The organism is Synechococcus sp. GFB01 (assembly GCF_001039265.1).
Lineage (GTDB): Bacteria > Cyanobacteriota > Cyanobacteriia > PCC-6307 > Cyanobiaceae > NIES-981.
This window is the reverse complement of record NZ_LFEK01000072.1, coordinates 1-8463: the sequence shown is the minus strand read 5'-3', so window position 1 is coordinate 8463 and position 8463 is coordinate 1. Positions and strand designations below refer to the sequence as shown.

The 8463-nt window shown below is 71.0% G+C and carries 11 protein-coding genes and 1 pseudogene; 11 read left to right on the top strand and 1 reads right to left on the bottom strand.

From position 1 onward, the window contains the following. The 5 genes from SYNGFB01_RS08920 to SYNGFB01_RS08900 all read left to right on the top strand — a co-directional run. On the top strand, positions 1 to 452 hold a 452-nt coding region (locus SYNGFB01_RS08920; RefSeq protein ID WP_048017769.1), incomplete at its 5' end, for an ARC6/PARC6 family protein. 100 nt (positions 453 to 552) lie between these two features. Further along, positions 553 to 2022: a signal recognition particle protein gene (gene ffh, locus SYNGFB01_RS08915; protein WP_048017768.1), complete on the top strand. Its 1470-nt coding sequence runs from the start codon at positions 553 to 555 to the stop codon at positions 2020 to 2022. A 63-nt stretch (positions 2023 to 2085) separates the two neighbouring features. Beyond that, entirely contained in the window at positions 2086 to 2478 is a 393-nt protein-coding gene (gene rpsP / locus SYNGFB01_RS08910) for a 30S ribosomal protein S16 (RefSeq protein ID WP_048017767.1), read from the top strand. 14 nt (positions 2479 to 2492) lie between these two features. Further along, positions 2493 to 3500: a PhoH family protein gene (locus SYNGFB01_RS08905; protein ID WP_048017766.1), complete on the top strand. Its 1008-nt coding sequence runs from the start codon at positions 2493 to 2495 to the stop codon at positions 3498 to 3500. Between the two features lie 58 nt (positions 3501 to 3558). After that, positions 3559 to 4296: a Bax inhibitor-1 family protein gene (locus tag SYNGFB01_RS08900; RefSeq protein WP_048017765.1), complete on the top strand. Its 738-nt coding sequence runs from the start codon at positions 3559 to 3561 to the stop codon at positions 4294 to 4296. Positions 4297 to 4408: 112 nt separating this feature from the next. Here the strand turns inward: SYNGFB01_RS08900 and SYNGFB01_RS08895 are convergent, their stop codons facing one another. After that, a complete protein-coding gene (locus SYNGFB01_RS08895; RefSeq protein ID WP_048017764.1) occupies positions 4409 to 4933 on the bottom strand; it encodes a hypothetical protein in 525 nt (174 codons plus the stop codon). Positions 4934 to 5153: 220 nt separating this feature from the next. On the opposite strand from SYNGFB01_RS08895, the pseudogene era reads away from it, so the two are divergent. The 6 genes and pseudogenes from era to SYNGFB01_RS08865 all read left to right on the top strand — a co-directional run. Then, positions 5154 to 6121 (top strand): annotated as a pseudogene (gene era / locus SYNGFB01_RS08890) (GTPase Era). A gap of 71 nt (positions 6122 to 6192) precedes the next feature. Beyond that, positions 6193 to 6420 carry a type II toxin-antitoxin system Phd/YefM family antitoxin gene (locus SYNGFB01_RS08885; RefSeq protein ID WP_048017763.1) on the top strand — a complete coding sequence of 76 codons (228 nt, stop codon included), beginning with the start codon at positions 6193 to 6195 and terminating at the stop codon, positions 6418 to 6420. Next, positions 6420 to 6860, top strand: a complete 441-nt coding sequence (locus tag SYNGFB01_RS08880) for a type II toxin-antitoxin system VapC family toxin (RefSeq protein ID WP_048017762.1) — start codon at positions 6420 to 6422, stop codon at positions 6858 to 6860. Before SYNGFB01_RS08885 ends, SYNGFB01_RS08880 begins: the two co-directional genes overlap by 1 nt. 12 nt (positions 6861 to 6872) lie before the next feature. Next, entirely contained in the window at positions 6873 to 7397 is a 525-nt protein-coding gene (locus SYNGFB01_RS08875; protein WP_082325962.1) for a phycobiliprotein lyase, read from the top strand. Next, on the top strand, positions 7397 to 8125 hold the full coding sequence (gene trmD / locus SYNGFB01_RS08870; RefSeq protein WP_048017761.1) for a tRNA (guanosine(37)-N1)-methyltransferase TrmD: 729 nt from the start codon (positions 7397 to 7399) through the stop codon (positions 8123 to 8125). The genes SYNGFB01_RS08875 and trmD overlap by 1 nt, the downstream gene beginning before the upstream one ends. 17 nt (positions 8126 to 8142) lie before the next feature. Continuing rightward, positions 8143 to 8463 (top strand): heavy metal-binding domain-containing protein (locus SYNGFB01_RS08865; RefSeq protein ID WP_048017760.1); only part of this gene is annotated, 321 nt, incomplete at its 3' end.

Sequence of the window (8463 nt, the reverse complement as noted above, 5' to 3'; positions counted from 1 at the left end):
CCCCCGCAGCTGCGCCCGCACCCAAGCCACCGCCGGCGCCGCCGAAAGCCGCCGCGCCGCTCGCCGCGGCCGAGCCCAGCGAGGCCGAACTCCAGGCACTCCTCGACGCCTGGCTGGCCGGCAAGGCCGCCGTGCTCGCCGGCCGCGAGAGCGCCATCCCCCTGGCGTCGATGGCCCGCGGCAACCAGGTGGAGCGTGTGCAGGAGGAGCGCCGGAGCGATGCNGCCGAGGGCCAGACCCAGCGGATCAGCACCACGATCCGGTCGCTGTCGATCGAGGACCGCAGCCCGAGGCGGATCGCGGTCCTGGTGACCCTCGACTACAGCGACCAGCGTCTCGATGGCGGCGGCCAGCCGGTGGGGCAGCCCACCACCCTGAAACTGCGCAACCGCTACGTGTTCGCCCGCGACAACGACCGCTGGCTCCTGGCCAGCTTCCAGCCGGCCGACTGATCCGGCTGATCCGGTGCCTTGGCGGCTCCCTGGTGCCGCCTTTTTACGATCGCTTCATCCGCGGCAGCCGCCGCCAGCCCCCCNGCCGCCCCGCGTCCTGATGTTCGACGAGCTTTCCCAGCGGTTTGAAGACGCCGTCAAGAACCTGCGCGGCCAGGGGNCGATCAGCGAGACCAACATCGAGGGCGCCCTCAAGGACGTGCGCCGCGCCCTGCTGGATGCCGATGTGAGCCTGCCGGTGGTCCGCGACTTCGTGGACGAAGTCCGCAGGAAGGCGCTCGGTGCCGAGGTGGTGCGCGGCATCAGCCCGGATCAGAAGTTCATCCAGGTGGTGCACGAGCAGCTCGTGGACACGATGGGCGGCGAGAACGCTCCCNTGGCGGCCGGCGGCAAGCCCGGCGAGCCGGCGGTGGTGCTGATGGCAGGCCTGCAGGNCGCCGGCAAGACCACCGCCACCGCCAAGCTCGGCCTGCATCTCAAGGAACAGGGACGCAAGGCGCTGCTGGTGGGTGCGGACGTGTACCGCCCGGCGGCCATCGAGCAGCTGAAAACGCTGGGCGGCCAGATCGGCGTGGAGGTGTTCAGCCTCGGCACCGAGGCCAAGCCGGAGGACATCGCCGCGGCCGGCATCGCCAAGGCCAGGGCCGAAGGCTTCGACACCGTGCTGGTCGACACCGCCGGCCGGCTCCAGATCGATCAGTCGATGATGGAGGAGATGGTGCGGATCCGGCAGGCCTGCAGCCCCGATGAGGTGCTGCTGGTGGTGGATTCGATGATCGGCCAGGAGGCCGCCGAGCTCACCCGCGCCTTCCACGAGCAGGTGGGCATCACCGGCGCCGTGCTCACCAAGCTCGACGGCGACTCCCGCGGCGGTGCCGCCCTCTCGATCCGCAAGGTGAGCGGCGCGCCGATCAAGTTCATCGGCACCGGCGAGAAGGTGGAGGCGCTGCAGCCCTTCCACCCCGAGCGGATGGCCAGCCGCATCCTGGGCATGGGCGATGTGCTCACCCTGGTGGAGAAGGCCCAGAAGGAGGTGGAGCTGGCCGATGTGGCCCGCATGCAGCAGAAGCTTCAGGAAGCCACCTTCGACTTCTCCGACTTCGTGCAGCAGATGCGCCTGATCAAGCGCATGGGCTCGCTCGGTGGCCTGATGAAGCTGATCCCGGGGATGAACAAGATCGACGACGGCATGCTCAAGCAGGGCGAGGAGCAGCTCAGGAAGATCGAGGCGATGATCTGCTCGATGACCGAGGCCGAGCGGCGCGACCCCGATCTGCTGGCCGCCAACCCCTCGCGGCGGCGGCGCATCGCCAGCGGCAGCGGCCACACCCCGGCGGATGTGGACAAGGTGCTGCAGAACTTCCAGCAGATGCGCGGCTTCATGCAGCAGATGACCCGCGGCGGTGGCGGCATGCCGGGGATGCCCAGCATGCCCGGCATGGGGGGCTTTCCCGGGATGGGCGGCTTCCCAGGCATGGGGGGCGTGCCCGCCGGTCGTGGCGGTCGGGGCGGCGGCCCGGCGAAGGCGGCCAAGCCCGGCAAGAAGCGCAAGGGTTTCGGAGAACTGTGAGGGCAGGGCAGGGGCACCCCACCGGCTACACTGGTTGTTTGGACACTTAGCGGCAAGGCCACGATGATCAAGCTCCGCCTGAAGCGGTTCGGCAAGAAGCGGGAAGCGAGCTTCCGCCTGGTGGCCTGCAACAGCACCTCCCGCCGTGATGGCCGCCCCCTGGAGGAGCTGGGTTTCTACAACCCCCGCACCAAGGAGACCCGCCTCAACACCGAGGCGATCCGCGCCCGCCTGGCCCAGGGAGCCCAGCCCAGCGACACCGTGCTGACCCTGCTGGAGCGCGGCGGCCTGGTCGAGAAGACCGTGCGCGCCTCGGTGGTGGTGGGTCAGAAGAAGCAGGCTGCAGCCCGGGAAGCGGCCGCCAGACAGGCGGCCAAGGAAGCCGCCGAAGCCAAGGCCGCGGCGGAAGCCGCCGCTGCTGCTGAGGCTGCCGCCGACGAGGCCGCCGAAGCCTGAGCGGCACCGGCCCCATGGCCCAGCCTTCTGGGCTCTCCAGCACCACGATCAGTCTGCCCTCACCCGCCGCGGCCCTGGCCCTGGGCGGAGAGGCCGAAGCGACCCTGCATCGCCTCGAGGCCCTCACCGGGGCCTCGCTGGTGCTGCGGGGTCTCGATCTGCTGATTCAGGGTCGCCCCAGCCAGCTGCAGCGCGCCCAGTCGCTGGTGGAACTGCTGCGACCGATCTGGCAGGAGGGCCAGAGTCTCAGCCCGGTCGACCTGCAGACCGCCCTGCAGGCTCTCGACAGCGGCCGCAGCGCGGAGCACCAGGAGCTGGGGCGTCAGGTGCTGGCCCGCAGCCAGAGCGGCAAGCTGCTTCGCCCCCGCACCCTGCACCAGAAGGCCTACGTGGAGGCCATGGAGCGCCATGACCTCACCCTGGCCCTGGGGCCGGCCGGCACCGGCAAGACCTTCCTGGCCACGGTGCTGGCGGTGCGCATGCTCACCGAGCGCAAGGTGGAGCGGCTGATCCTCACCCGCCCGGCGGTGGAGGCCGGCGAGCGGCTGGGCTTCCTCCCCGGTGACCTGCAGCAGAAGGTGGATCCCTACCTGCGGCCCCTCTACGACGCCCTGCACACCCTGCTGGGTCAGGAGCGCACGGCCGGCCTGATCGAGAAGGGCGTGATCGAGGTGGCGCCGCTGGCCTACATGCGCGGCCGCACCCTGGCCGATGCCTTCGTGATCCTCGATGAGGCCCAGAACACCACCACGGCCCAGATGCGGATGGTGCTCACCCGCCTGGGCGAGAACTCGCGCATGGTGGTGACCGGCGATCCCACCCAGGTTGATCTGCCGGCTGGCGTGACCAGCGGCCTGAGCGAGGCGGCCGAGGTGCTGGATGGCGTGGAGGGGATTGCGATCTGCCGCCTCAGCGCCGCCGATGTGGTGCGGCACCCGCTGGTGCAGCGGCTGGTGACCGCCTACGCCGAGCGCGACCGGCGCCGGCAGGGAGGAGATCCGCACCCGGGTCGGCGCCGCTGACCCTGCCGCTGGCTGGCCGGCGCTGGCAGGATGGACGGAGTTGAGAACCGGTGGCGTCATGCCCGCCAGCAGCAATTTCCAGGAGGCGATCCGTCAGGCGCAGTCGAGCGCGCTGGTGGGGCCCAATGTCGTCAACAAGGCGCTGCCCTACGTGGGCGGCGGCATGGTGCTCACAGCCGCTGGCGTGCTGGGCGGCCTGGCCCTGATGGCCAGCAACGCCGCCCTGTTCATGCCGCTCTTCTGGGTGGCCCTGATCGGCAATTTCATCCTCTTCTTCGTGGCCCAGAACGTGGCCGCCAAGGGCGACAACGCCACCGCCCTGCCCCTGCTCAGCGCCTACAGCCTGATCACCGGCTTCACGCTGAGCGGCATCGTGGCCTACGCCCTCTCGGTGGCCGGCGTGGGCGCCATCGGCACTGCCGCCCTGGCCACGGGCATCACCTTCGTGGTGGCCTCGGTGACCGGCCGCCGCATGAGCGACAACGTGGGACAGGCCCTCGGCTCCGTGGTGGGCCTGGGCATCCTCGGCCTGGTGATCGCCATGCTGGTGCAGATCGTGGGCGGCATCTTCGCTCCCCAGATGTTCCTGGGTGGCACCTTCGAGCTGCTGATCGCCGGCTTCGGCACGGTGCTGTTCGTGGGCGCCGCCTTCGTGGACTTCTACACGATGCCGCGCACCTATCGCGACGATCAGTACCTCTCCGGCGCCCTGGGGATGTACCTCACCTACATCAACCTGTTCATCTTCATCCTGCGCCTGATCATCGCCCTCAACGGCGGCGGTCGCCGGGAGTGACCTGACAAACCTCCAGCAGCCTCTCTCCCAATTCAGGCTGATCATGAGCACCCTGCGGGGGTGCTTTTCTGTTGGCTGGCCCGATGGGTTTTCAGTGTCCCCAGCGGCCGTCTCAGACCTCCGCCACGGCCAGCACCGCCTCGGTGATCGCGGCCCTCTGGCCGGCGTCGTAGCCCCATCGATCCAGAAAGGCCACGTCAGCACCAGTGCCGTCGCGTGCTGCGCTCAGCAGGGTCTCGAGCCGCTGCTTGACGGCAACCGGCTCCAGCAGCCGCAGCAGTTCGGTGCAGCGGGCCGCCACCCGCCGGGAAGCGGCCTGCTGGCCGGCGTCACCGGCCCGTTGATGGTGCAGGGCCATGGCCGTGCTCATCGCCAGGTTGCGGGCCGAGAGGTCCACAACCCCCTCGCCGGCCCGGCGCAGCTGCAGCACCAGCGGGTCGGGCAACCGGTCCATGAGCGGGCAGTCGCCGGCCAGGCTCACCACGAAGAAGCCCCGCGCCCCGTCGCGACTGGCCACCAGGTGGGCTACGCGATCGGCCAGCACCTCATCGCTGAGTTCGCCGCTCTCCCAGTGCTCCAGCCACTGGGCCGCGATCTCCATGGCCTGCTGGAAGGTGGGTTCGCTGCTGGCGGTCATGCGGGCAGTCGGTGGCGGCCCGCCCAGGCTATGGAAGCCCTGCGAGCGGCGGGCTGGCAGTGTGAGAGGTATGGACACCAGCTCCGAGACCGCCGACCCTTCCGCCGTCCAGCCATCGGCTGCGCCTCCCCCGCCGTTGTCCGCAACCGAGCAGCAGGGGGTGCTGCTGCCGATTCCGGATCCGGCGGAATCGGCCCGGCTGCTGGGAACCACCCCGCCGCTGCCGAACCGGGGCGCCGGCGATGACCAGGCGGGCGGCGCGCCCTTCCGCTCCGGCTTCGTGGCCCTGATCGGCCGCCCCAACGTGGGCAAATCCACCCTGCTCAACCGGCTGGTGGGCCAGAAGGTGGCGATCACCTCGCCGGTGGCCCAGACCACCCGCAACCGCCTGCGGGCGATCCTCACCACGCCCACGGCCCAGCTGGTGCTGCTCGACACGCCCGGCATCCACAAGCCCCACCACCTGCTCGGCGAGCGGCTGGTGAAAACGGCCCGCGGCGCCATCGGCGATGTGGATGTGGTGCTGCTGCTGGTGGACGGCAGCCAACCGGCGGGCCGCGGCGACGCCTTCATCGTGGAGCTGCTGCGCCACTGCCGCGCCCCGGTGCACGTGGCCCTCAACAAGCACGACCTGGTGGATCCCGAACGGGCCGAGCCGCTGGCCGCCAGCTACCGCGAGCTGCTGGAGGGCCGCGGCGACTTCGTCTCCCCACCCCACAGCCGCCGCTCGCCTGGCCCCTGCACCCGGTGAGCGCCCTCACCGGCAAGGGCGCCGAGGCGCTGGTGGCGGCCCTGGCCGCCGACCTGCCGCCCGGGCCGCACCTCTATCCCGCCGATGCGGTGAGCGACCAGCCCGAGCAGCTGCTGATGGCCGAGCTGATTCGCGAGCAGGTGCTCGAGCACACCCGCGAGGAGGTGCCCCATTCGGTGGCCGTCACGATCGACCGGGTGGTCGACGACGGCCCCCGCACCGCCGTGCTCGCCACCGTGCTGGTGGAGCGCCCCAGCCAGAAGGGGATCCTGATCGGCAAGGGCGGCCGCATGCTGCGCACGATCGGCCAGGGGGCGCGGCTGCAGATGGAGAAGGTGTTCAGCGGGCCGGTGTATCTGGAGCTGTTCGTGAAGGTGGAGCCCGACTGGCGTCGCAGCGCCGCCCGGCTGGCCGAACTCGGCTATCGGGGGGAGTGAGGCCGGCGGGCCCAGCCCCTGCCCCGAAGACCTCTCGACAGCTTAGCCGCCCAGGTGGCTAAGCTTCACCCATGCAAGTCAACCTGCACGACGCCAAGACCCACCTCTCCCGCTACGTGGAGCAGGCGCTCGATGGCGAAGAGGTGGTGATCGCCCGGGCCGGCAAGGCCCTGGTGCGGCTGGTGCCGGTGGAGGACACCCCCAGGCAGCGCCAACTCGGCTTTCTCCAGGGTGCGGCGGTGCTGGACTGCGACCTCAAGGCCGACTTCCAGCACGACATCGAGGCGATGTTCGGCTGATGGCCGAGTCCTCCCGGAACCGACCGACCCAGAGCCAGCAGCTGCTCGACACCCAGCTGCTGCTCTGGCTGGCCATCACCCCGGCCCGCCTGCCCGCAGCGTTGCAGGCCGACCTCCGGGATCGGCGCCGTCCCTTTCTGTTCAGTGTGGCGAGCCTCTGGGAGGTGGCGATCAAGACCTCCCTGGGCAAACCGGGCTTCCAGGTGGACGCCGCCCAGCTGCGAAGCGGCCTGCGCCAGCAGGGGCTGCTGGAGTTGGCCATCGACGCGGACCACTGCCTGGCGGTGCAGCGCCTGCCCTGGATCCATCGCGATCCCTTCGACCGGCTGCTGGTGGCCCAGGCCATCCACAGCGGGATCACCCTGCTCACCGCCGATCGCAGCCTCAGCGGCTATGGCCCCCAGGTGAGCTGGGTGGGCAGCACCATGCCAGGCGGCTGAGAGAATCGGCAGATGAGCGAGCCCACCGCCAGCACCAGCCAGCCGCCCACCCCAGCCCAGGCGGGGCAGCCAGCCGACTTCCCGCCCCTGGAGATCGGCGCCTTCCTGCGCTTCTGCGAAGGCGAATGGATGGGGCTGCGCAGCCGCTTCGCCCTCGATGCCGGCCTGGAAGGGGAAAACGGCGACGAGTGGCACAGCAGCGAGCGGGGCGAGCTGGTAGTGGTCTACCTGGAGCCCAGCAGCGCCGATTCCCCGGGGGGGCTCAGCCTCGGCCCCAAGGGGGAGTCCCCGCGCCAGCTGCTGTTTGCCGGCGATGGCAGCTTCCAGGTGGGCGAGCAGCAAGGCACCTGGCAGCTCTGGCCGGACGGCAGTCTCGAGCTCACCGTGGCCGGCGCGGCCGGCACGGTGCGGGAGCGGATCTGGTTCACCAAGCCCAACCTGCGGCTGCGCTCCACCGTGGAAAGCCGCGCCGATGGCGGCCCGGGCCGAGCCAGCTTCAGCTCCGAGATCCGCCGGGTCAGCCGCCCTGCCGGCTGATGCGCCTCGATGTGGTGAGCCTGGCCCCCGAGGCGTTCGCGCCCCTGCTGGGGCTGGGGGTGATCGGCCGGGCTTTCGGGGCGGGCATCGCCTCGCTGCACACCCACAACCCGCGCGACTACGCCACCGACCGGTACCGGAAGGTGGACGACGAGCCCTACGGCGGCGGCGCCGGCATGGTGCTCAAGCCTGAGCCGGTGTTCGCGGCGGTGGAGGCGATTCCGGTGCTGCTGCGGCGGCGGGTGCTGCTGATGAGCCCCCAGGGCCGGCCGCTGCGGCAGGACGACCTGCGCCGCTGGGCCGCCGGCTGCGACCAGCTTGTGCTGATCTGCGGCCACTACGAGGGCTTCGATGAGCGCATCCGCGCACTGGCCGACGAGGAGGTGTCGATCGGCGATTTCGTGCTCACCGGTGGCGAACTGCCGGCCGCGGTGATCATCAACGGCGTGGTGCGGCTGCTGCCGGGCACCGTGGGCAGCCAGGCCAGCCTGGAGGAGGAGAGCCACAGCGCCGGCCTGCTGGAGCACCCCCACTACACCCGGCCGGCCAGCTTCCGGGGCATGGCCGTGCCGGATGTGCTGCGCAGCGGCGACCATGGCGCCATCGCCCGCTGGCGCCTGGACCAGCAGCAGCAGCGCACCCGCGAGCGGCGCCCGGATCTCTTCGCCCGCTGGCAGGCGCAGCAGCAGCAGCAGCAGCAGCAGCACCAGGGCCAGGATCGCGGCTGAGGGAGGCCCTGCCGCCGATGCTGATCACCACCACCCCAAGCGTGGAGGGCCGGCGGATCCGGCACTACCTGGGTCTCGTGCACGGCGAGACCATCCTGGGCGCCAACCTGTTCCGGGACATCCTGGCCAGTGTGCGCGACCTGATCGGCGGGCGCGCCCGGGCCTACGAGACCACCCTGCAGCGGGCCAGGGAGATGGCACTCGAGGAGCTGGAACGGCGGGCCAGGCTGCTCGGCGCCGATGCGGTGGTGGGCGTGCGGGTCGACGTGGAGGTGCTGGGCCAGGCCGGCGGCATGCTGATGGCCTGCGCAACCGGCACGGCCGTGCGGCTGGGCGAG